Raw genomic sequence first — 23,741 nt, forward strand, 5'->3', positions numbered from 1 at the left:
GGGGATGGCGATGTTTATTATTGCAGGAATCGTGGCGCTTTTGATATACGGCTTGCTGGTTTATTATATTGGCCGAAGCGTATGGAGCTGGTTGAGGCCGGGGCCGTCCATGGCGCTCAAATGGGTATACATAGTCGTGCTGACCGTGGTATCGACATCGTTTATATCAGGACGGTTTTTCGGTAATCCAACCGTGCTGAATATTATAGGATCGTATTGGATGGCTATTTTTTATGTGCTGATTATCCTTCTACCGTTGATGCACATCGTGTTATGGCTGCTGAGGATGACGGCATTGCGAAGAGACGGGCTGGAGAAGGCGGCGGTATCCGTCGTGCTGGTGCTGATGGTGATCGCGATCGTTTTCGGCTCCTTTAACGCTTATAGTCCAACCGTACGTGCTTACGATATTCAGGTGGACAAGGATGCGGGTACCATGGAGAAGCTGAATATCGTCATGGCGTCCGATATGCATTTCGGCGTCCTTTCTGGCAAGGCGCACGCTGAGCGCATGGTGAAGGAGATCAACGGCTTGAAGCCGGATCTGGTGCTGTTTCCAGGCGATATTATTGATGATGATCTGGATGCTTATTTAAGCCAGGGGATAGATCGGATTTTGACCGGTATCCAGGCGACCTATGGCGTATATGCTTCGCTTGGCAATCATGACCGATTCGAAGGGGAGATTACGGAGCTGATATCGGCTCTCGAGGACAGCGGCATGACCGTGCTGTATGACGAGAAACTGACGGTGGAGGGCTTGACGCTGGTAGGCAGGCGGGATAAACAGGATCAGGACCGCGCAGATTTGTCCATGATCATGGAAGGGGCGGATTTATCCAAGCCGGTTTTTCTGCTCGATCATCAGCCGAATGCGCTGGACGAAGCACAGCAGCAGGGCGTTGATCTGATCGTGTCGGGGCATACGCACCGCGGTCAGGTATTCCCGGCGCATTTGATTACGAGGGCCCTGTTCGAGAACGATTGGGGATATCTGCAAAAAGGCCGGATGCATTCCATCGTGTCCTCGGGCTACGGCTTCTGGGGACCGCCGATTCGGCTGGGCTCCCGTTCCGAGATCGTGCAGATCCATGTTACGTTTCAATAGATGAAATTGTCGGAGAAAGCTACCGTTGAGGTGGCTTTTTTTTGATGTCAGATATATTAGGAAAATTATGTATCCAGATAGGACCGGATTATTGTATGATTTTTGCTAGAAATATCACTTAGGTATAGGGGGGTTAAGGGTTTGGGTTTGATTAGGTTTAGAAAGATGGGCATGATGGCATTAGCCGCTGTCCTTGCGGGGAGTGTATTTGGGGGAGCAAGCGACGCCATGGCAGCATCAACTGCGCCTCTTCCAAGCAAAGAGAGGCTCGTCGCCGGCAACGGATTACCTTTAGGTCAATCGACTACGATTGCAGGGGGGCCGGGGCATGCAGCCGGGCTATCCTCGTCACTGGCTTCGGAAGGATTGCGACAACCGGGCAGTGTGGCTTGGCTGCGTGACGGCTCCGTTATCGTATCCGATACGGAGAACCATGTGATTCGCAAAATAAAGGACGGGAAGAGCAGCATTCTCGCAGGCGCCTCCTTGTCCTACAAGCGGGACGGCGGGGGACTTCCGATCGGCGGGCTCCTGGATGGCCAGGGCGAGCTTGCATTTTTGAATCGGCCGTCCGGGATTGCCGTTGACGGAAAAGGTCAAGTGTACATAGCCGATTCAGGCAACCATGCCATTCGTAAAATCGATCAAGCGGGCAGAGTAACCACCATAGCGGGCAACGGACGGATTGGGCTGAAGGACGGGAAGGCTCAAGATGCCTTGTTCCACGAGCCGCAGGACGTTGCGGTTACCGAGGACGGCATTCTGTATGTGGCGGATACGCTGAACCACGTCATTAGGCGGATCTCTCCGGATGGGGAAGTAACGACGATTGGCAGCCCGTCGACGCGTGCTGTCCAGGTTCGCGCCGGAGTCATCGCATTGGCAGGGGACTACAAGAACGGATCGCTTGCTGAAGCGCAATTTAACGAGCCGGCAGGTCTTGCGCTTGACGGTAAAGGCAATTTGTATGTCAGCGATTCGGGCAATCACGCGATCCGCTATATCGATTTCGGGAAAGGGACCGTTTCGACGGCCGCCGGCAGCGTTCCGTCATCCGATGGCTACGCCAAGGACGCGTTATACGCAGATCCTGGCTATCTGGACGGAGCTGCGGATGCAGCCCGCTTCAACTCGCCTCGGGGATTGGCATGGAGCGTGGAGGATGGACTTCTCATTGCAGATTCCCATAATCATGCCGTGCGTCAACTGAAAGACGAACGCGTATCCACCATGGCCGGCGGAACCAGAGGTTACGCGGATGGAATTGAAAGCGAGGTCCGATTCAACGCGCCGGCGGATATTGCCGTCGCTTCGGATAGTGGGGAGCTGTTCATCGCGGACCAACGCAATGGGGCCGTCCGGGCATGGTCCGGCTATAAGACGCCCGATGCCTGGCAACCAGGCCAAGGGATCGCCGCAGCTTATGGAGATCAGGCGGCCCAACTGGGCGACTTGGCCGTTATGAAACAGGGCCAGATCGTGGTGCCTGTCAGAACGTTAGGCACGCTGCTCGGAACCCGTTTGAGTTATGATGCCAAGAATAAGGAAATGACTTTAACCCTTGGCGAGGATGTCATCACGCTGCAAGCCGGAGATCCCTATATGACCCGGGATCAGGCGGGCAAAGAAGTTTCCCGAGCGGCGACGGAAGTTGAGCCGTATATCGCCAACGGCCAGATGATGGCTCCGCTGCGAGCGGTGGCCGAACTGATGGGCAAGGATGTCCAATGGAACGCCAGCACAAAGCTGGTTATCATCCGGGATTTGGCTGAACGGGAAACGAAGCCGGGGAATGTTAGCTTCAGCACTTCGAACTTTACGCCGAGACGCATGCAGGTCGTGGAAATCACCGGTTCGGCCAAGCTCCGTTACGGCGGGTATGCGCAGGTGGACGCCTACAAGGGGATGATGCTGGGTGAAGACGATGAAATGGTTACCGGCTCCGGCACGGGAGGCGCCAAGCTTCGGATCCTGGATACGGAAGATGTCATTACGTTAGGCAACGACACGACGCTGGTGGTCGAGCAGCTTCGCAAGATTGGCATCTCCAACGTAACTCGGCTGAATCTGGAGGCTGGGCAGGCTTATTATGATGTTACCGACCTGGCCCGGTCGACGGATCGTTTCGACGTGCGGACCGGTTATGCGGACAATAGCGTACAAGGCACGCATTTTATAATCACCGTCAACCCCTTAACAGGGATGACAAACGTAGTGACCGCTAGCGGGAAAGTAAGCTCTTCGCTGGTGCCGACGGGCACAGAAGGTTCCTTGCTGCCATCCGGCCCGGTCATGATTAGTCCCACGCAACAAATATCGCTAGGCGGTTCACAGGAGGGACGCCCCCCTGTACAATTCATCGATATTGAGGATTTGATGGGGAACGCTTCGCCGGGAATCATTGCTCAGATAATTAAGAATAAGAACGACATCGACCGGGAGAACGAGGAGTTTCTCGAGAAGAAGCGGCAAGAACTACAGTCCGGACAAAGCGGAACCGGCACTCAAGACTTGATTATGAAATCGCCGGACGATTTGGCAAAAGTCGCGGATAATTTGAATAACCTCATCGGAAATATCGCGAAAGAGGCGCTTGATAAGAAAAAAGCCAGCCAAGAAGAAATAGATAAACTGATTAAAGAAGCGAACCCGGATTCGGGGAAGATATTTGATCCTGGCCAAGTGAAAGATTTGGATAAACAAGCCGGCCTCGACCCTGCTCTGGAGCAGGCGCGCTTGGAAGCATTGAAGCGCAAGCAGGAAGAGATACAGAAGAAGCAAGATCAACAGCAGAATCAGCTGGATCAGCTGCAGGAGAAACTCGGCGACATGCTGGCTAAGATCGAGCAGCAGAAGAAGCAGCAGGATGAAGCGAACCGAAAAGCACAGGAGGAAATGAAGAAGAAGGCTGAAGAGCGGCTTCTTCAATCCTTAAGCGCAGAGGAGCAGGCACGTTTTCTCCAGGGCAAGAAAGAGGCGGAGCAGGAGAAAGGCGCTCGGCAGCCGATGCCGGTTAGTCCTGGAGGCGGCTCGGGATCAGGAGGCAGCGTGTCGCCGCCTGTAACCGGTCCGCCTGTGACCGAGCCCCCAGTGACTGAGCCTCCGGTAACGGAACCTCCTACGACGGAGCCGCCGGGGACCGATCCTTTCGTGAAGGTTATATATAGCGATGATATGAGCAGTGAACTGTCGGCCCGCCCAGACAATTATTTTGGATCCATTCATTTCGAGACGAAAGGCTTAGCCGATGACTTGGAAGTTCAAGTCAGGGTGACGCTGACAAGGGATGGAATTCCGGTCGTGGGTCTGCCTGTCCGTCATGGCGAGCAGACGGTGGAATCCAACGCAGAGGGAAGCTTTGCGCTGCAGTCTGTTGATGGTACCGGCTTTAAGTTAAGCGAGGTTGCTTCGCCGGATACTCCGCTGGAGTTCTATGCCGAGCTGCTGGAGCCGGGCGGCTATACGGAGAAGATCGAGCTGCTCGAGATCAAAGAAGGCCAATTGACTGTGCTTGGAGAAGGCGTCCGTTCCATCCAGGTCAGTCCCTTCTCGCAATTCGAATTCATTGGCGAAGGGCCGTTTCCGGCAGCCCTTGATATGTATTGGGGGTTTTCTTCCAAAGCGTACGGACTGAGCGAGGATACCCGGGTTGGCTACGAATTGACGATACTCGATGACCATGGTCAGCCGGTAAGTCTGGGCGTACTCGGATTCCGGATGAAGCCGCATGAGCCGGGAACGATTCCGACGGAGGGGTATGAGATCGCAACTCCGGATCGTGAAGGGGTATACCGAGTGAATGCAGGGTTAACGGCTGGGGACATGGATCTGGGAGGGAATGGGAGCGATATCCTGTTCCGCTGGCAGCAAGCTCATGTCGGGACTTATACGCTCCGTATCCAGCTGGTTGATATAAACAGCGATATGTCGGTGCCCATCGGTGAGCCCCTGGAATGGATAATCGAAGTGATACCTACAAGTTGATGCAGGGAAGGCTGTCCCATTAATCGTATGGGGCAGCCTTTTTTCTCTTTAATTGACCAGTAGTTTATTATTTCCGTAAATTTTCACTTTATTTTTTCATAGGGAATGCGTTATACTTCATTCATTCGGAAATATATCATTTATACGTAAGCATTCTAAGGAATTCGGATATCATACATTTTCTCGTATAGGTGCAGGAATCGGCCTGCATGTCTCTACCCGATCACCGGAAATGATTGGACTACGGGTTATAGCAGCAGCGGACAAGCCAGGTCAATTCCGTTTGATCGGACGGCTAACGGTGCGTTTTTGCTGCTTATGCCCACTTGTTTCTTTCCCGGCGATTCGGTGAAGGGAGGAAGTGGGCTTTTTTGCTTGGAATGCGGACAACAAATTTAAGGGGGAGCATCATGCAATTACTGCAGAACAAAGTGAAAGAGGAAGGCATTGTATTAAGCGGACAGGTACTGAAGGTGGATTCGTTCCTGAATCACCAGATGGATCCGGTATTGATGAAAGAGGTGGGAAAGGAATTTACGCGATTGTTCAAGGAAGCGAACGTGACTCGCGTATTGACCATCGAATCCTCCGGCATCGCACCGGGCATCATGACCGCGCTTGAGATGGAAGTGCCTCTCATCTTTGCACGGAAGCAGAAATCGCTGACGCTCCGTGAGGATATATTCGTGGAGAAGGTGTACTCCTTCACGAAGCAGGAGACCAACGAAATTACGGTCGCTAAGAAATTCATCAAGCCGGGCGATAAAGTACTGATCGTGGATGACTTCCTTGCCAACGGCGAGGCGGCATTCGGGCTTGCCCGAATCGTCGAGCAGGCGGGTGCCGAAGTGGTAGGCATCGGGATCGTCATTGAAAAGGCTTTTCAACCGGGAGGACGCCTGCTGGCCGAAGCGGGCTACCGGGTAGAATCGCTCGTACGGATTGCATCGCTTGAAGACGGCGTAGTGACATTCGCATAGAACGAAAGCTAATAATTTATTGGGGGGAATCAAGAAGCCATGGAACAACAGAAACAAGCGGTGCAAGAACCGATTTTCGATAAAAATCGGAGTCCGGGCAAAACCTTTTCGCTGGGTTTGCAGCATGTATTGGCAATGTACGCAGGGGCAATCATCGTACCGCTTATCGTCGGTGGCGCACTCGGTTTAACGACGGAGCAGCTGACGTATCTCATCGCCATCGACCTGCTGGCATGCGGAGTCGCTACTTTGCTGCAGGTGTTCGGCAACAAGTATTTCGGTATCGGTCTTCCAGTCATGCTCGGCTGCGCATTCCAGGCGGTAGGCCCGATGATCATTATCGGACAGCAGCATGGCATGTCGGCTATTTATGGAGCGATTATCGCTTCCGGTTTGTTTGTCATTCTGTTCTCCGGTTTATTCGGTAAGCTGATTAAGGTATTCCCGCCTGTCGTTACAGGCAGCGTAGTCACCATTATCGGTCTGACGCTGATCCCCGTAGCTTTGAACGACCTTGGGGGCGGTCAAGGCAGTGAGGATTTTGGCAGCGCACTGAACATTTCCCTTGGTTTCGGCGTTCTTGCTTTCATAATCATCATGAATCGTTTTGCCAAAGGCTTCTTGCGTTCGATTTCCGTTCTTTTGGGTCTCATTCTCGGCACCCTGGTTGCCGCGTTATACGGCGGGGTTGATCTCACCCCATTGCGCGAAGCCGGCTGGTTCCGCGCGCCGCAGCCTTTCTTTTTTGGCACGCCGGAGTTTAAAATCGTTCCGATCATGACGATGATTCTGGTAGCGATCGTCAGCGTTGCCGAATCGACGGGCGTATTTATGGCGCTTGGCAAAATCGTGGATCGCGATATCACCTCCAAGGACTTGTCCCGAGGTTACCGCGCGGAGGGTCTTGCGATTGTGGTAGGCGGTATTTTCAACTCGTTCCCTTATACCACGTACTCCCAAAACGTTGGCTTGATTCAGATGAGCCGCGTGAAGACGCGCGACGTCATCGTAGTGGCAGGCGGTTTGCTTGTATTGATCGGATTCGTGCCGAAGATTGCCGCCATGACGCAGCTTGTGCCGACGTCGGTTCTGGGCGGGGCGATGGTTGCCCTGTTCGGCATGGTGGTGTCTTCCGGCATTCGGATGTTAGGGGATCAAGTAGACCTTAACCGTCATGAGAATCTGTTCATTATCGCGTGTTCCGTCGGCATGGGTCTTGGCGTCACAACCGTGCCGGGCCTGTTCGCCAGCCTGCCCGACAACCTGCGCATTCTTGCCGATAACGGCATCGTGGCCGGCAGCTTGACCGCGATTGTGCTGAATCTGATCTTTAACGGCTTGAAATATACGAAGCCGACCCGCACTGAGCGGGGTGAAACGGCAGAAGGGCACGCAGCTTAAAATAATCTTCGATAGCAGCCGGATCCGTTCCGGCTGCTTTTTTTGATCCTGTTCGGTTCTCGGCTAAAGCCCAAAAAAACGGCTTCCTCCTAATATGGGGAGGAAGCCGTTTTTGCATGACCTAGCTTAGATGCGCTGCATTTGTTTCTCCGCAAAATTGCCGATCCATGGTAGCTTGAACCATTTTCCTTGAATGGCGTTAAACATAAGCACCAGCCACATCAGCACGCCGACCAGCGCCAGGAGGGCGGAGGCCAGAAGGCCGATGATGGGCACCGCGCTCGACAGCAGGTGGGCGACGGCCAGGAGGCCGAAGGCCAGCAAGGACTGCAGACCATGGAATATGACATATCGGCTTCTCTTTTCTAATGAAAGAAACAGAATTCCTCCGACCATGGGAAGAAGATAGCACAGCGTCGCGGCCAGATTCTCGGGAAGTCCTGTGGACGATTTGAAAGGGGACATCTCATCAACTCCTTGTCTTAGACCGGTTCTGGGGTAGGGCAAGCTATATACCTTACCTTATGAGCCGATGGGACAAAGTATGATGGTTATATCCCGGACTTATTTCATTTTCAATTGGAGCAGATATTTGACGAGCGCATCCTGCTGCTCCTGCGTGAACCCGCTGCTTTCGTCGACCCAATACTCATGTCCCTGACCGGTGACGTGGGTATCCCTGAGTCTCGAATCCTTGCGGTTCGCCTCAACGACCCGCAGCCTCAACTTGCGGTCGATCAGGGCTTTCAGGCTGTTGTAGGGATCCGGGTGAATGCCCTTCATAAGCGTTGCCGGCACTCCGGCTTGCGACAGCTCCGGCCCGACCGCGACGCCCCCGTCGTGCAAATACGGTGCCGACCAGCGGAGGCCGATCAATCCTTTGACCTTATAACCGCCGCCCGATTTATGGCCGAAGCCCAGCCGAATCTGCTCCGGATCTATTCCATCCAGCGGGACTTTAGTCGCCTTGGCGTCCGGAGGAATCGGGACAGGCGTGTCGGGCGGGTAGAACTCCGCCTCGCCAAAAGCGTTCTGCGTAAAATGGAAGGCCTTCGCCCTTGCAGGCTCGGTGCCGATTTCTGCCGCACGCAGAATGCGGTTGTTGGTAAAATAGTCGCCTGCGTGGCAAGTGATGCACTGCGCTTTTTTGAAAACTTCCGCCCCGAGGCTGAGGGTCTTGGCATCGGAGGTTTCAGCCTTATCGGTTTCAGGCGGACGGACGGTATTCTGATAAGCGGACATGGCATTAACCTGCTCCCCGGCCTTAAAACCCGGCGAACTGATATACAGCCCATTCGGCGCTATGGCCGAAACCTTGGGGAAGTTCGGAATCTTGATGACCTCATTAACGCCGGGGGTTCCGGGATTCGGGTCCAGGCGGTCGAAGAATTCGGTCGGCTTCAGCCCGCTGCTTGGATCATAGCGAAACTTGCGATGGGCCGCATTTTGCAGGATGGTGCCCACATAAATCTCTTTGTCGATCCCCATTAGCAGCTCGCTGACCTCGGTTTGGCTCAAGGTATCCGTATTTTGGGCGTGAACATTGTTGCTGAAGGTGCTGAGTCCGTTGAAGGGACCCGCGATGGCGAAGCCGCTCCAGCTGTACGGATGGTCGCCCTTTGTAAACATATCGGGAATTTGGGTCACGTCGCTGACCTTATCGACGGTGGTATCGAAATTGCCGGGCGCCCATTTGATCAGATTGTCGTCAACGGCTTTTTCCAGCAGGGCGGGATCCGGGAGGGCTTCGGCTTGCCCTTTGGAATTTATGATGGTACGGTGCCCGTTCTTGACGTAATCCACCAGGTTCGCAACGTCCGTGTGGGTGAAATACGCTGCGCTATTCGGGGCCAACGCCAGCATTAGACCGAGGTTCAGATCGGAATTGGGCGCGCCCTCCACGACCCTTCCCGTATCACGGTTCACGGTGGCATGGCAGGCCATGCAGCTAACGCCGATGCGGGTTTTGCCTTCGGCATATTTGAACGTTACGCCAATGGGGGAATAAGCTCCTTTGGCTACGTCAAAGCCGGTATCGATTTTATCCCCCTTGCGGAAGGTTTTACCGCCGATGGTCACATCCTGATCAAGCTCGACGCGCAAATTGGTGGTTCCCCGTCCTTTCAGCTCGGCAAGGGCTTTAGCAACGTTTTTGAGCTTCATCGGACCGTCGACGATCCCCAAAATATCGGTCAAGAACACTTCATTGCCAAAGGATTCCTCATACAGCGTGCGGCGCCCCAAGGTTAGCAGCTCTTTCGTCACCTCAACCGCGCCATTGGCGGCTGTCAAACGCGGATGCTGATCCTGCAAAGCGGTTCCCGGAACCGTAAGCGTTTTGCCCCAAATGTCATACTGGCGAATGACTCCTGTTTGCTTGGCTTGGATTTGCGTGGAATTGGAATTTTCCAATTTATGCGCTGGCGGTACATAGGCGTACTCCGGTTCCACGACATTGGCTATAAGCCATATGGCTCCTACGACGGCGACCGGGATCAACCACAGAAGCCGCTTCGATTTTCGCATATCAAATCACCCTTTTATTAGCAGGTCTGATGAATCATCTCTTCGCTGCCGTATGCAAGGGCTTTAATCTACTTCCACGTCATGGCGGAGCGGAGATTCGGCATTCACCTGTTTATCCGGACCTTTTTCTTTCGGAACCAGACGCTCGTCTGTTCTGCCTTGATGGTGGTTGTCGAAGTCATACTCCGCCAGCCGCCACTCCGTGGAGCCCATTTGCGGATCGAACGGGAATTCCTCTCCTCGCTTCAGGTACTCCTCCCGTCCCCATTCATTCGTGTACGTTCCGTCCACGTCAACCCCTTCTCGCGAAATCGGGTGAAGATTCTTGTCTTTACCGGACATGTCGCATGCTCCTCTCAGCTTTGATTTTAAGAAATGATTCATATGGCATAAAGTAACCAGAAAGAGGGGGGACTATCCGCCGAAATTTGCAGGTTAGCCAGTGAATGGGCTTGGAAAAGGCACAAACGCTTCTTGCGAAGAAAGAACGAGGTTTGCGATTTGCCAGCTATTCGGCGGAAGCCGCTGCGGATTTCAGGGTCTCGAGGATATGGCGTTCCAGCAGTACCCGCGGGTTCTTCCAGCGGCTGACCTTGCTGTCTGCCGTAAATACGACGACCGCATCCAACTGGGGAAAAAGGTAGATTTGCTGTCCTCCATGGCCGTGGGCGAGCGCATAAACCGATCCGTTCTGAATGCCGGTCCACCATTGGAACCCGTAATCGCCGAAAGCCGGATAGCCTTTCACCTGCGGAGTGAACGCCTGCTTAAGCCAGGTTTCAGGAATGACGGGCTTGCCTTGCCACAGTCCCCCGTCCAGGCAGCATTGACCGAATTTGGCCATGTCGCGGGAGGTAAGATACAGGCCGATATGACCCATGCTGTGGCCCTCGGGGCTCGGGGACCAGGCGGCATGGCGAATGCCGAGGGGCTCGAACAGATATTTCCGGGCATAGGTGTAGGCGTCCATTCCCGTGGCCTCGCTAATCGCAACGGAGAGCAGGTGGGAATCGGTGCTCCGGTATTGGAATCGGCCCATTTCCTGTTCGACGACAGGGAGGGATAGGGCGAAGCTCGTCCATTTCCGGTTGCGGTGGAAACGGTGGATGAGCGGTTCCCCGAGCTTTTTACCGGTTTGCCACGCAAAGCCCGAGGTCATCGTCAGCAGATGATGAAGGGACACGTTGCGCAATAACGGATGAGCTCGCTGGGGAACGTATCGCTGAAAGATATCGGTCACGGAGGCTTTCAGGTCAGGCAGTTCGCCGCGTGAGAGGGCGATGCCGAAAAGCGCAGACGTAAAGCTCTTGGTGGCCGACCTTAAATCATTCAGCGAGGATATGCCGTGGCCGCCGTAATAGCGTTCGTAGATAAGTTTGCCGGCATGAAGGAGGAGAAAGCTCCGCATTTTCGGATATTGCTTCTGTATGATCAGGTCTACCCGATCGAGCGCGTCGCGCCGAAGGCCTGCGTCTTCTGGCTCCGCAACGGGAATAGGCGGGCTTGAGGCAACGGGGGAATGCAGGATAGTCTGTGACTTCACCATGATATAACGGCCTCCTTGTATCTCATCTTCTCAATCTTTGATTCCGGTGACGGCATTCGCCGCTTGCAGCCGGCAGGATCGTTTAAAAGTATCTTAACCAATTCTGTGCGCAACCGATGACGCGGCGAAAAAACATAGTACAGAAAAACAATTTTTGGGAAAGATGAAACAAACAGAGGAATATGATATAATATATTAATGATTCAGTTGCATGCTGTTAGGGTATGTATAGTGTCAGGTGCATTGGTAAGTTGCTGAATATCAACCTAATGGTCACCGTAAGAACTGCAATATGGCTTCAACTTAATGAGGTAGATCTTTTCGGCATTCTCTTTAAACGGAGTAATTTATTCCACACGTTTTGGGAGGGATCCATCATGGCAACGAAAGGTCACAATGAGGTTAAGGAAAGTCTGCGGGAAATGACACGAATTTTCCGGCCTAAAGATCCGAAAAAATTTGTAAAGGAGTATGTCCGGAAGTACCATATTATGGGGGGCTACGAAGAAGAGCTTACTCTTGTTGTTGAGCATGAACTTGGCAAGCTGAATTCCTCCGTTTCGTAACCTGTAACAGCACCTGGTCTATAGAAATATCACAGACACGCATCGCATCTTCACCTTGTTAACGACTAATGACATGAACCATTTTAGGGCCTATGGTTAAACCGTTTTTGGGACAAATGTCCCGAAAGCGGTTTTTTTGCGTTTAGCCATTTTGTCTTCGTGTTACGCGGAAAGTCTGCTTCTCGGGGCATTTTGCATCGGTCCCTACATATATTGTTAGCAATCGATCCGATAAGGATATAAGGGAGTGGACAGATGTGAGGATACAGCTTAGACGGAAGGAAGAGATCGGACATATCCGCGAGGCGGGGCGCATATTGGCCGCCTGTCACCGTGAAATAGCCAAAGTCATCAAACCGGGGATCACGACCAGCCAGATCGATGCCAGGGTCGAGAAGTTTCTGGAGAAGAACGGGGCCTTCCCGGAGCAAAAAGGATACAAAGGTTTTCCTTACGCCACTTGCGCATCGGTCAACGAGGTGGTGTGTCATGGCTTTCCCGACCAGCGTCCGCTGCAATCCGGGGATGTCGTCACCATTGATATGGTGGTGAACAAGAACGGCTGGCTGGCCGACTCCGGCTGGACTTACGCGGTGGATCAGGTTTCCCCGGAAGTAAGGCAGCTGATGAAGCATACGCACGAAGCTCTGTTTAAAGGGATCGAGGCCGCGCGGCACGGCGCAACCTTGGGTGACGTCGGCCATGCGATCGAGCGGGTTGCCGAAAGAGAAGGCTATGGGATCGTCAAACCGCTGGTCGGTCATGGCATCGGCCGCGCCATCCACGAGCCGCCCGATGTGCCGAACTATGGAAATCCCGGAAGGGGCCTCAAACTCAAAGCAGGCATGGTCATTACCATCGAACCGGTATTTACCCTTGGCCCATCGGGCGCGGTATTCTGGGGAGATGACGGCTGGACCATCTCCAGTGCGGATGGATCGGTGGGCGTCCAGTACGAGCATACGATTGCCATTACGCGTGGAGATGCTGTTATTCTGACGGATTAAGATGCCGAAAAATATACCATAATAATAGGAGGCATTCTTTGCAGGGCCGGTTGCGGCTTTCGAGGAACACCTCCTTCATCATGTTTGTCCGGGTTGATAGGGGAACGGCTGCATACAGATTCAAAAAGGCGGAAATGACTGTATATATAGCTATGAAGGCTGTCGTTGACGGGATGTGAAGAATGTCGAATGAGGGGTCACGGAGTGGAAGACGCGCTTTGAAAGCGATTGCAAAATCAGTAACGGCGCGACTTTGACGACTTTTCGAACAATTTGTGAACTCCCTGTGAATGATTGACAAAAGCAACCCATGAACTTATATTTAATAAGTGATTGCTTTAATTGACAGGATTACTTCATCCGTGATTGTGCAGGTAGATTACCGCTGTTTGCGCCGGATGGTAGTCTACGAAAATCGGAAAAGTGGGGTAGATCAATGATGAAACGGTGGCAGGCTGTAAAGCGTCTTCTTCCTTTGATGGCCATGTTTGCTTTGGTGTTATCCGGCTGCGGCCGAGAGGATTTGTCGGTCTTAAGACCACAAGGTCCGGTAGCACAAGGTCAACTGGATTTAATTAAGCTCTCCATTTCGATTATGATCGTCGTAATGGTTGTGGTATTTGGAATTGCCGCATACGTGCTTGTTAAATTCCGTAGAAAAAAGGGACAAGATGAAATTCCTGAGCAAGTGGAAGGTAACCATAAGCTTGAGATCATTTGGACGGCGATTCCGCTGCTCTTGGTGCTCGTGCTTGCAGTTCCTACTATTCAAAAGGTATTTGCTTACGGAGAGAACGACTGGAACAATCCAGATGCAGTTAAGGTGGAAGTTACTTCTCACCAGTTCTGGTGGGAGTTCAATTATCCAGACTACGGCGTAAGAACGGCTCAAGAGCTGGTTGTTCCCGTAGGCAAGAAAATTGCATTCCAATTAAAAACGAATGATGTGCTTCACTCCTTCTGGGTACCATCGCTCGGCGGCAAGATGGATACAAACACGGAAGGCAGCGTTAACTACATGACTCTGGTTGCTGACAAAGCGGATACATACATTGGTAAATGCGCGGAGTTGTGCGGTCCTTCTCACGGTTTCATGGAATTCCGGGTGAAAGCGGTTGACGATGCGGCATTTGACAAATGGGTGGCGGCATTCAAAGAGCCGGCCGTGCTTCCTGCGGATGCGGCACTCGCCGAGAAATTCAAGACCAACTGTCTTTCCTGCCACGCTGTGGGCGACCAAGGCGGAGCGATGGGTCCTAACCTGACCGGCATTGGATCCCGTGAGACGATTGCGAGTATCTTGCTGAACGACATAAGCGGCAAACCAGGCACTAAGCCGACGAAAGACAACCTGGTGGAATGGCTGATGGAGCCTCAGGCTGTAAAACCTGGCAACACGATGCCTAATCCGAAGGATCTCGGCTTCAGTGACGAAGAAATCGAGCAGATTGCCGATTACTTGGCCAATTATAAGTTGGATTATTAATACAGCAAGAACTTTAAAAGGGGGTACAAACCTTGGCTCACGCTCATGCTTCTAGCCATAGCGTCAAACGCTACACGGGGATCATGGATTGGCTGACAACCGTCGACCACAAGAAAATCGGTATATTATACCTGATCGCGGGTGGTTTCTTCTTCGGGATAGGCGGTATCGAAGCGATTCTGATCCGCTTGCAGCTGATCAAGCCGATGAACGATCTGGTATCGGCTCAAGTATTTAACGAATTGATTACAATGCACGGAACGACGATGATCTTCCTTGGCGTTATGCCAGTTATCTTCGCCTTGATGAATGCGGTCATCCCGCTTCAGATCGGCGCACGCGACGTCGCGTTTCCGTTTCTGAACTCGCTCGGATTTTGGACGTTCTTGTTCGGTGGACTTTTGCTTAACCTGAGCTGGATTATGGGCGGCGCGCCTGATGCGGGCTGGACGTCCTATACGCCGCTCTCCACCAACGACTATTCGTCCACGCACGGCGTAGACTTTTACACGATAGGACTTCAGATTGCAGGTCTCGGTACGTTGATCGGTGGTATCAACTTCCTGGCTACCATCATTACGATGCGTGCGCCTGGCATGTCCTTCATGAGAATGCCGATGTTTACATGGACGGCGTTCATCACTTCGGCCATGATTCTGTTCGCATTCCCTGCCATTACGGTAGGTCTCGTATTGCTCAGCTTTGACCGTTTGCTCGGTGCCAATTTCTTTGATGTTGCGGCAGGCGGAAGCCCAGTATTGTGGCAGCATATTTTCTGGATTTTCGGTCACCCTGAAGTTTACATTCTGATTTTGCCGGCGTTCGGTATTATCTCAGAAGTTATCCCTACATTCTCCCGTAAACGTTTGTTCGGATACAGTTCCATGGTATTTGCAACCATCCTGATCGCCTTCTTGGGCTTCATGGTTTGGGCTCACCATATGTTTACGACAGGTCTTGGACCTGTAGCGAATGCGCTCTTCTCCATCGCAACGATGCTGATCGCCGTTCCTACCGGTATCAAAATCTTTAACTGGCTCTTCACGATGTGGGGCGGCCAAATCCGCTTCACCAGCGCAAACCTGTTTGCGATCGGTTTCGTACCGACGTTCGTAATGGGTGGGGTTACCGGCGTCATGCTGGCTTCTGCTCCTGCAGACTTCCAGTTCCATGACACGTACTTCGTCGTAGCTCACTTCCACTACGTTATCGTTGGCGGTCTGGTATTCGGTCTGTTTGCCGGCCTTCACTACTGGTGGCCAAAAATGTTCGGCCGTATGCTGAACGAAACGTTAGGCAAATGGACGTTCTGGTTGTTCGCAATCGGCTTCCACATGACATTCTTCGTACAGCATTTCCTTGGATTGCTAGGTATGCAGCGGCGGATTGTCTCGTACTTGCCGAACCAGAATTTCGATGAACTTAACTTCATCAGTACCATCGGTGCAATCTTGATGGGGATCGGCGTATTGCTCTTCTTGGCTAACATTGCCGTCACTACAAGAAAACCGGTTGGCGTTGCAGCGGATCCATGGGAAGATGGACGCACGCTCGAGTGGAGCATTCCTTCTCCACCGCCAGAGTACAACTTTAAGCAAATTCCGCTCGTTCGCGGCATTGACGCTTACTGGAAAGAGAAGATGGCAGGCAATAAAGAGATGACACCATCCGAGCCGGTTGGCCCGATCCATATGCCTTCGCCAAGCATCCTTCCGTTTGTGATGTCACTGGGTCTGTTTATCGCGGGTCTTGGTTTCATGTTTAGCACGGAAGACTTCTCGAATTCGTTCATGAGCTTAATCTTCAATAAATATATCGTTCTGATTGTTGGTCTTCTGATTACGTTCGCGGCAATGATCGCTCGTTCCCTGTACGATGATCATGGATATCACATCGAAGTTGAAGAACTGGAAGGGGAGGGTAAAGCATGAGTCACGCTGAACATGTAAACGGCGAACTTCCTCACGAGCCCGAGAAGGCAACACTCGAAGGCCGTAATAAGGTTCTTGGTTTCTGGCTCTTCCTCGGTGGAGAGGCCGTGCTCTTCGGTACGTTGTTTGCAACGTTCCTGGCGCTTCGCGGCCAGAACAACGAAGGTCCAACTGCTGCTGAGCTGTTCTCACTGCCGATCACGGCAGCAGCAACCCTGATATTGCTTGTCAGTTCCTTGACCAGCGTGTTCGCCATTCAGGCGCTGCACCGTCATAATATCGAGAAGCTGAAGCTGTGGCTGATCGTGACCGTTGTCCTGGGTCTTGGATTCCTTGGCCTTGAGATTTATGAATTCTATGAATATGTTGTGCATGAATCGTTTAACATGAAGACGAGTGCATTCTCGTCTGCATTCTATACGCTGGTTGGCTTCCACGGCGCCCACGTTGCTTTCGGGGTCGTGTGGATCAGCCTGTTGATTGCTCAGCTGTACAGAAAAGGGTTAACCGTGGTTACAGCACCTAAGGTTTATGTGTCTGCTATGTACTGGCACTTTATCGACGTTGTATGGGTGTTCATCTTCTCGGTCGTATACCTTCTTGGAAAGGTGGGCTAAGGAATGACTGCGAATCAACAATCCAATGAGGGGCCTACAGTGAAACACCGCCATCGTGTGGAAGGTCCTGAGAAACACATTGTCGTCTTTATTTTCTCCATCGTCTTGACTGCGATTGCTTTTGCGGCTGTCGCGGCCGGAGGCATCAACACAGCATTTACGATCATCCTTTTGCTGGTTATGGCTGTGTTGCAGGTGTTCGTGCAAATGGGTTACTGGATGCACTTGAAGGACAAAGGGCATCTGATGCCAATCCTGTTCATGATTGGCGGCTTCTTCGTAGCTAGTACCTGTATTGTCATGGCACTGTTCTGGGTTTGGTGGTAAAATGAAAAAGAGGTGGGCTACTTCAGCCCCCTCTTTTTTTAAGTCGTAGGAAGGTGTCACAATTTCGACAGAATTTAACCCGTTTAGGGGAGGTTTTTGCATGCTGGGCTTAGAATATTTTAGTTTTGCAGATAAATGGAGTCCCTTGTTCCTGGCATTTATGCTGCTCGTTACGGCAGGCTACTTCCTGTTGACCGGGCCGCTAAGCAGTCGCTTTGAAGGGAGTGCTCCGGTTTCCGCAGGAAGGAAAACACTGTTTGTAGGCGGTATGCTAACGTTCTATCTCGCACAGGGTGGACCTATTGAACTGCTCGGGCATACAATGTTCTCGTTTCATATGGTCAGTATGGCCATGTCCTATCTAATGGCAGTGCCGCTCTTGATTCTGGGTATTCCTGTTTGGATGTGGCGCGCCTTCGACAAGGTCAATCCGTTTAAGAAGCTCGGTTTCCTTGCGCGTCCGATTGTTGCCGCGGTTCTGTTTAACGGCTTGTTTTCGTTTTATCACATCCCGGTCATCCATGACTTTGTCATGTTAAACTTCTGGGTGCACCGTCTGTATTACTTGATCCTGTTTATCGCCTCGCTGCTGATGTGGTGGGCCATCATTAAACCGATTCCGGAGAAGGACAAGTCGTCAGGGCTTATGAAGATGGGATACATCTTTCTCAACATGGTCTTGCTGACACCGGCATGCGGGCTCATTATTTTCTCAAGCGAACCGATGTACGCAACTTATAGCGATCCAGTGGTATGGGCGAAGGCGATGGGCTATTGCGTTGCCGGCGATACCTCCGCGTTGCTCAGCCAGTTCGGTGGGCCGGAGTTCTTCGGCTACCTGGAGCCCGCGATTGACCAGCGAGTGGGCGGGATCATCATGAAGTTTTTCCAGGAAATCATTTTTGCCTCGATGCTGGCCTATGTGTTCTTTCACTGGTACAAACGAGAAAATCAGGAGGACGATCCTTTGCCTGGCGAGATTCCTCCGGGCAAACTCAATCAGGCGTAACAGGATTATTGAAGGGGGATCCATATGGATTGGTTTTTTATATTTCCCACGGTCAGTACAACGTTCATCGTCATCAGCGCCGTGCTGGTGGCGATTGGCTGGGGACTTATCATTAAAGGGAAGCGCGAGGCCCACAAGAAAGTGATGATCTGGGCGGCCATCGCAGCCGTCATCTTCTTTATCATCTATTCCTCGCGCACCGTATTCATCGGCAACACGTCATGGGGCGGACCTGATGACCTGAAGCCGTATTACCAGATATTCCTGATCTTCCACATTGTACTGGCTACCGTAGCCGCTGTGTTCGGGATCACGACGCTGGTCCTCGGCTTCAAGGAGAAGTTCTCCAAGCACCGCAAGTGGGGCAAAGTTACGTCGATCATCTGGTTCTTTACGGCCATCACCGGCGTAGCCGTGTATACCTTGTTGTACCTGTTGTACCCGGGCGGGCATACCCAGCCTGTATGGAAAGTCATATTTGGAATGTAATTGGAGGAGAACACCCGTCAGAGAAATCTGGCGGGTGTTTTTTTGTTTTGGCGGCTCAATTGTGGGCAGAGGAGGCGGAGTGTATCCATTTCCGGTCGCTGTTGAAACCAGGATAATCATAAAATTTTACAACTTCTATTGACACTGTTTATATGCACACTATATACTGTGTATAAAGATATACACAGTGAGCACAGTAATCACACTAAGCACAGTGAGATCAGACTGCGATAATAAAACGAAATGAATATATGAAGGAATGAAAGGGTGAGACGCATTGCAACAGGTTATCCATAATGCGATGAAGATCGTAAAGAAAGACTTCGCAAGCGATAAGCTCCAAATCATATGGACGATACTGTTCATGCTGTACATGGGGTTCGCCACGAGCGTCGTCATAAACGTTCAGTTCGAGCATCTAGACGAATACAATAACCCGTTTGTCGATTTTATCATGGTGCTTTTTGCTCCTTTTGTAGGATTTTTATTTAACCGGAAGTCCTTCAAATATTTGAACGAGGATTCATACACCCGAATGCTGTACTTCTACCGGAGCATACCGGTGCCGGCTTCCGCGATTTTTGTTAGTCGGATCATTAATTCCCTAATCGCTTTTGCCATCAACAGCATCGTGTTTTACGGAATCATCTATGCTATCGGGAATCACCTTAGAGGCGTGATGGATATTCCAAGCTATATCGCCTTTATGCTGACATGGGTCGGGGTTGGATTTTTATTAACGGGACCTTATATCTACTGGGAAAATATGTGCAGCGGCAAGGTGTATCTAAGGAATACCGTTCTTATGAGTCTGCTCCTTTCGGGATTGATCGCTGTACTGAGCCTGCTGGGTTACAGCATATTCGAATTCGCAGCGAACGCCGCCATGAAATGGAGCCTGTTATCTCCGGTGATGTGGGGTTCGCTGATTGCGGGATTGGTGTCCATGCTGCTTATGAGCAAGTTAACCTACATGCGGCAGCAGACCAGGGATTTATCATGAAGGACCTAAAGATGAATCCGTATGGCATGCAATGGCACGGGCTTATGCACAAAAGAAAAGCGAGGTGGTAAAAGGTGCGACTTCTGATACAGATCAATGAAAATAGCGCAGAGCCTTTATATCACCAGATTGAAACACAGCTGCGCTCGCTCATTATTAGCGGTCAAATCGAGGAGGGAACGTTATTGCCATCCATTAGGGAATTTGCCGGAGATCTGAAGTGTAGCGTTATTACGGTGCGCAGGGTGTATCAGGATCTTGAGAATGAAGGGCTGCTGCGAACGAGGCAAGGCACGGGAACCTTTGTTGCCGGCGTCGGCGACCAAGCCCGAGAACAATATAAACGCGATGCGGTCATTGAGGCATTAAGGGATGCCGTAGATAAAGGGCTTGCCGTTCAATTCAATGAAGATGAGATGAAAGAGATGTTCATGGAAGTTGTCCGGGAAAAATATGACGCCAAAGGAGGTCTCTAACATTCCATGGAACCGCATGTTATTGAGTTTCGTAATGTCATTAAACGGCGAAGAACGAAAACCATCGGCCCGATCCAATTATCGATTCCTCAAGGATATATCGTTGCCCTGGTAGGACCTAACGGCTCGGGAAAAAGCACGCTGCTGAACATGATGATGCAGACCGTGTTTCCGGACGAAGGAGAAATCACCTGGTTCGGCGAGTCTTACCGGGGAGAGCTTCCGGTCTCGATCCGTAAACAAATGGGCTTCGTTCCTGAACAGCTAAGCATAGAAGAACAGCATATGACGGTGGATGAAGCGGCCAGCTTCCGCGCATCCTGGTATGACGATTGGGACGGTTACTTTTTCGATGAGCTTCTATCCCGGTTCGATGTCCCGCGGGGCGTCAAACTGCGCAAGATGTCCAAGGGGGAACGCCGCAAGTTCGAGATCGCCGCTGCGCTGGCGCCAAGGCCCAAGTTCCTGCTGCTGGATGAACCTTCCTCGGGCCTGGATCCATTCGCATGGAAGCTGATGATCGATCAGCTGCACAAAGTGATGAAGTCCATGGATACGACCATCGTGCTCTCCACCCATGTGGTGGATGAAATCCGGCGTCTGGCGGACTATGTCATTCTCATCCATCACGGGAAGATGCTCGGCATGGTGGAGAAGGATTCGCTGCTGGACAACTGGAGGGAATGCTGGATTCAGGGAGATGCCTCCATTGTAAAGGAGCTGCCGGGTATTCTGAGCTTCAAGCAAGAGACAGCGAGCACGATATCTTTTATAACGACGGAATGCTTGGAAGTGGAGAAGATCCTGCAGTCTGCAGGCATCCCGTTTATTCAGACCCGTTCCTTGGAGCTGGATGAAGTGCTTCGATTATGGATTGACGGAAACATGCCTGCCAATGTGCAGAACTAGGATAGAGAGGGGTTTTTAGGAGATGCAACGATTGCAATTAGACAATGTAGTTAAGATTTATGCAGACAAAACGGCAGTAAACCGGATTTCGCTTCAGGTTGAGGAAGGTGAAATCTACGGGCTGCTCGGGGCGAACGGCGCCGGCAAAACAACCACCATGCGGATGGTGCTTGGACTGATCTACCCGGATGACGGAACGATCCTGTACAACGGAAAGCCGTACAACAAGGAACTGCGTCACATTATGGGTTACTTGCCGGAAGAGCGCGGGTTATACCCGAAAGTGAAGGTCAGCGAGCAAATTTCCTACTTGGCTCAGCTGCGGGGCATGTCCGCGAAAGACGCGGATAAGAGTTTGAAATACTGGCTGGAACGGTTTGAAGTTCCCGACTATTACGACAAGAAGATCGAAGAGCTGTCCAAGGGCAATCAGCAAAAAATGGGCTTTATCGCAGCGGTTGTCCATGACCCGCAAATTCTCATTCTCGACGAAGCCTTCAGCGGACTGGATCCGGTTAACGTCGAACTTCTGAAATCAACGGTAAAAGAACTCCGAGACAAAGGAACGAGTATTCTGTTCTCCACTCACCGGATGGAACACGTTGAGGAACTGTGCAAAAACATTACGATTCTCCATCGCTCCAATACGGTGGTAAAAGGGAATTTGAAGGATATCAAATCCAAGTATCCTCGTGAAGAGGTGGTGCTCGGTACGTCCGGTGAAGTTCGGGGTCTTGAAGCCCTGCCTGGCGTAACGGCGGTGGAGCGGACAGAGGACGGTTACTCCATCCGAATCAGTCAGGTCGATGCAGCGCAGAACATTTTGAATACGGCCATGTCGCAAAGCACGATCCATCGGTTTGAAGTGAAGGAACCGACACTCAATCAAATCTTCATAAAGGCGGTAGGTGAATCCAATGAATAATATGTGGACCGTTATCCGATTTACGTTCATGAATAAAGTAAGAACGAAGTCGTTTCTCGTTTCTACCTTGATATTTGCACTCATTATTACGATCGGGATCAATCTTCCTTTTCTGATCCAAATGTTTACGGGGGATAAGGCTGGATCCGACGAGACCACCCGCATCGGGCTGGTATATGGACAAGAACAAACGCTTGCCGAACAATTGGAGACCACTTGGAGCAGCTTACCGGCCAATTCCTACGAATTCGTCAAATACGAAACGGCAGATGAAGCTGCCCTGAATCAAGACATTAAAGACGGCGTAATCGAAGGCTATTTGAAATTTGAAGCGCAAGAAGGCAATACGTTCCCAACCGTGGTCTACAGCTCCGAAGACGAGGCCATGAGCCCGGAACTGCAATCCAATCTGCAAGCAGCGCTGCAGGTGGCGAAGACGCGCAGCATCGTAGAAGGACTCAATTTGTCCGATGCCCAGATCAATGAACTGAATATGCCGGTTCAGATTGACGCACGCAGCATAAGCACGAATCCGTCTGGCAATGCAGACGGGGCTTCGGATGAGAAGGAAGGGGCTTCCGAGGTTATCAACTACATTGTGGTTTACGCTCTGATTATTCTGTTCTTCTTCACCTTGATGGGTACGGGGAACATGATCGCCTCCGAAGTGACGACAGAGAAGAGCTCCCGCATTATGGAGATCTTGATTACAAGCGTATCTCCGCTGAGCCAAATGTTTGGCAAGGTCATCGGCATGTTCCTGTTGGGTCTGTCGCAGATCGCCGCATTCGGCATCGTGGCCGCCGTGAACCTGATGCTTCCGCACAACCTGGATACATTGAAGGACATGAATCTCGACCTGAGCGCGATTGACCCGATGCTGCTGGTGTTCGGTTTAATCTTCTACATCCTTGGCTATTTCTTGTATGCGATGCTTTATGCGGCCATTGGTTCGATCGTCAGCCGTACCGAGGATTTAGGGCAGGCGGTCATGCCGATTACGATGCTGTCGCTGGTGGCGTTCTATATCGCGATCTTTAGCCTGAGCGCTCCAAACTCGATGCTGATGAAGGTGTCCTCGTACATTCCGTTCATCTCGCCGACCACGATTCTGGTACGGATCGGACTAGGCGACATCACCGTATGGGAGATTCTTCTCTCGCTGGCAATCCTGATCGCGGCCATTCTCGTCTTCGGCTGGCTGGCTGCGAAAATCTATCGCACCGGTGTCCTGATGTACGGTAAACGCCCTACGTTCAAGGAGCTCCGAAAAGCAATGAAAGCATATAAGATGTAAAGCACTGCAAGTAGTGTTTGGGCTGCTGGAACAAAAAAGCAGAGTTAAGGGGGGCGCCATACCGACATCGGTATGGCGGACATAACCCCATAAAATAAGTAGAGTACAGCACGGTTATTCTTTGCCGCATAAGACCACACCAACATAAAGGAGC

At 51.7% G+C, this 23,741-nt stretch carries 21 protein-coding genes and 1 riboswitch; of the genes, 17 read left to right on the forward strand and 4 right to left on the reverse strand.

The window, feature by feature from the left end:
* The first annotated feature begins 10 nt into the window (after positions 1-10).
* The 4 genes from GYMC10_RS03630 to GYMC10_RS03645 all read left to right on the forward strand — a co-directional run bounded on the left by GYMC10_RS03630 (position 11) and on the right by GYMC10_RS03645 (position 7,473).
* On the forward strand, positions 11-1,108 hold the full coding sequence (locus GYMC10_RS03630; protein ID WP_187293009.1) for a metallophosphoesterase: 1,098 nt from the start codon (positions 11-13) through the stop codon (positions 1,106-1,108).
* Positions 1,109-1,336: 228 nt separating this feature from the next.
* Entirely contained in the window at positions 1,337-5,092 is a 3,756-nt protein-coding gene (locus GYMC10_RS03635) for a stalk domain-containing protein (protein WP_144374295.1), read from the forward strand.
* Positions 5,093-5,255: 163 nt separating this feature from the next.
* A riboswitch (purine riboswitch) is annotated at positions 5,256-5,356 on the forward strand.
* Between the two features lie 146 nt (positions 5,357-5,502).
* Positions 5,503-6,072, forward strand: a complete 570-nt coding sequence (locus GYMC10_RS03640) for a xanthine phosphoribosyltransferase (protein ID WP_009593434.1) — start codon at positions 5,503-5,505, stop codon at positions 6,070-6,072.
* Between the two features lie 39 nt (positions 6,073-6,111).
* A complete protein-coding gene (locus GYMC10_RS03645; protein ID WP_012818907.1) occupies positions 6,112-7,473 on the forward strand; it encodes a nucleobase:cation symporter-2 family protein in 1,362 nt (453 codons plus the stop codon).
* Positions 7,474-7,599: 126 nt separating this feature from the next.
* On the opposite strand, the gene GYMC10_RS03650 is transcribed toward GYMC10_RS03645, so the two are convergent.
* From GYMC10_RS03650 to GYMC10_RS03665, 4 genes are all read right to left on the reverse strand, one after another.
* Positions 7,600-7,938 (reverse strand): DUF4870 domain-containing protein, encoded by a 339-nt coding sequence (locus GYMC10_RS03650; RefSeq protein ID WP_012818908.1) that lies wholly within the window; start codon positions 7,936-7,938, stop codon positions 7,600-7,602.
* A gap of 99 nt (positions 7,939-8,037) precedes the next feature.
* The gene (locus GYMC10_RS03655) at positions 8,038-9,999 is read right to left on the reverse strand and encodes a hypothetical protein (RefSeq protein ID WP_012818909.1); all 1,962 of its coding nucleotides are present in this window, start codon (positions 9,997-9,999) and stop codon (positions 8,038-8,040) included.
* A 63-nt stretch (positions 10,000-10,062) separates the two neighbouring features.
* Positions 10,063-10,341 (reverse strand): hypothetical protein, encoded by a 279-nt coding sequence (locus GYMC10_RS03660; RefSeq protein ID WP_009590511.1) that lies wholly within the window; start codon positions 10,339-10,341, stop codon positions 10,063-10,065.
* 166 nt (positions 10,342-10,507) lie between these two features.
* Positions 10,508-11,545, reverse strand: a complete 1,038-nt coding sequence (locus GYMC10_RS03665) for a serine hydrolase domain-containing protein (protein WP_012818910.1) — start codon at positions 11,543-11,545, stop codon at positions 10,508-10,510.
* A gap of 377 nt (positions 11,546-11,922) precedes the next feature.
* Here GYMC10_RS03665 and GYMC10_RS03670 point away from each other — a divergent pair, with 377 nt between their 5' ends.
* The 13 genes from GYMC10_RS03670 (at position 11,923) to GYMC10_RS03730 (ending at position 23,587) form a co-directional block, all read left to right on the forward strand.
* Entirely contained in the window at positions 11,923-12,111 is a 189-nt protein-coding gene (locus tag GYMC10_RS03670) for a hypothetical protein (RefSeq protein WP_006208082.1), read from the forward strand.
* A 257-nt stretch (positions 12,112-12,368) separates the two neighbouring features.
* A complete protein-coding gene (gene map / locus GYMC10_RS03675) occupies positions 12,369-13,118 on the forward strand; it encodes a type I methionyl aminopeptidase (RefSeq protein WP_012818911.1) in 750 nt (249 codons plus the stop codon).
* Positions 13,119-13,554: 436 nt separating this feature from the next.
* Positions 13,555-14,604 (forward strand): cytochrome c oxidase subunit II, encoded by a 1,050-nt coding sequence (coxB, locus tag GYMC10_RS03680; protein WP_009590534.1) that lies wholly within the window; start codon positions 13,555-13,557, stop codon positions 14,602-14,604.
* Positions 14,605-14,687: 83 nt separating this feature from the next.
* On the forward strand, positions 14,688-16,535 hold the full coding sequence (gene ctaD / locus GYMC10_RS03685) for a cytochrome c oxidase subunit I (RefSeq protein ID WP_374705894.1): 1,848 nt from the start codon (positions 14,688-14,690) through the stop codon (positions 16,533-16,535).
* Entirely contained in the window at positions 16,532-17,152 is a 621-nt protein-coding gene (locus GYMC10_RS03690; RefSeq protein ID WP_009590523.1) for a cytochrome (ubi)quinol oxidase subunit III, read from the forward strand. Before ctaD ends, GYMC10_RS03690 begins: the two co-directional genes overlap by 4 nt.
* Before the next feature lie 3 nt (positions 17,153-17,155).
* Positions 17,156-17,479: a cytochrome C oxidase subunit IV family protein gene (locus tag GYMC10_RS03695; RefSeq protein ID WP_012818913.1), complete on the forward strand. Its 324-nt coding sequence runs from the start codon at positions 17,156-17,158 to the stop codon at positions 17,477-17,479.
* Positions 17,480-17,579: 100 nt separating this feature from the next.
* Positions 17,580-18,488 carry a cytochrome c oxidase assembly factor CtaG gene (ctaG, locus tag GYMC10_RS03700; protein WP_012818914.1) on the forward strand — a complete coding sequence of 303 codons (909 nt, stop codon included), beginning with the start codon at positions 17,580-17,582 and terminating at the stop codon, positions 18,486-18,488.
* A 24-nt stretch (positions 18,489-18,512) separates the two neighbouring features.
* Entirely contained in the window at positions 18,513-18,977 is a 465-nt protein-coding gene (locus tag GYMC10_RS03705; RefSeq protein WP_012818915.1) for a DUF420 domain-containing protein, read from the forward strand.
* 277 nt (positions 18,978-19,254) lie between these two features.
* Positions 19,255-19,980, forward strand: a complete 726-nt coding sequence (locus GYMC10_RS03710) for a hypothetical protein (protein WP_012818916.1) — start codon at positions 19,255-19,257, stop codon at positions 19,978-19,980.
* A gap of 74 nt (positions 19,981-20,054) precedes the next feature.
* Entirely contained in the window at positions 20,055-20,456 is a 402-nt protein-coding gene (locus GYMC10_RS03715; RefSeq protein ID WP_012818917.1) for a GntR family transcriptional regulator, read from the forward strand.
* Positions 20,457-20,462: 6 nt separating this feature from the next.
* Positions 20,463-21,365 (forward strand): ABC transporter ATP-binding protein, encoded by a 903-nt coding sequence (locus GYMC10_RS03720; protein ID WP_012818918.1) that lies wholly within the window; start codon positions 20,463-20,465, stop codon positions 21,363-21,365.
* A 22-nt stretch (positions 21,366-21,387) separates the two neighbouring features.
* Complete coding sequence (locus GYMC10_RS03725) at positions 21,388-22,290, forward strand: ABC transporter ATP-binding protein (protein WP_041621923.1); 903 nt, start codon at positions 21,388-21,390, stop codon at positions 22,288-22,290.
* Positions 22,283-23,587 carry an ABC transporter permease gene (locus tag GYMC10_RS03730; protein WP_012818920.1) on the forward strand — a complete coding sequence of 435 codons (1,305 nt, stop codon included), beginning with the start codon at positions 22,283-22,285 and terminating at the stop codon, positions 23,585-23,587. Before GYMC10_RS03725 ends, GYMC10_RS03730 begins: the two co-directional genes overlap by 8 nt.
* Positions 23,588-23,741: the final 154 nt, after the last annotated feature.

Origin of the sequence: Paenibacillus sp. Y412MC10, assembly GCF_000024685.1 — a bacterium.
GTDB classification, from domain to species: domain Bacteria; phylum Bacillota; class Bacilli; order Paenibacillales; family Paenibacillaceae; genus Paenibacillus_AQ; species Paenibacillus_AQ lautus_A.